The following is a 385-nucleotide window of genomic DNA, read 5'->3' on the forward strand; positions in this document are numbered from 1 at the left end:
TAGTTACTGTTACAAACGATGCAACACTTCCTATTACAACACAAGGAACAACCTTCGTAACTTGGACATATACAGATGTTAATCTGAATGCTTCCACACAAACACAAAACATAATAATTACAGATGCTACTGCTCCTGTTACGGATCTTGCAACTTTGGCAAATGTAACGGCACAATGTGAAGTAACGACTTTAACTGCACCAACGGCAACAGATAATTGTGGTGGAATAGTTACTGTAACGAACGATGCATCCCTTCCTATTACAACACAAGGAACAACAGTGGTAACTTGGACATATACAGATGTTAATCTGAATGCTTCCACACAAACACAAAACATAGTAATTACAGATGTTACTGCTCCTGTTGCTGATCTTGCAACTTT

At 38.2% G+C, this 385-nt stretch carries 1 protein-coding gene; it reads left to right on the forward strand.

Annotated elements, in window-relative coordinates; translation table 11 throughout:
• On the forward strand, window positions 1–385 hold a 385-nt coding region (locus ACVCXO_RS00160; protein ID WP_452227581.1), incomplete at both ends, for an HYR-like domain-containing protein.

Source organism: Lacinutrix sp. MEBiC02404 (assembly GCF_053601575.1).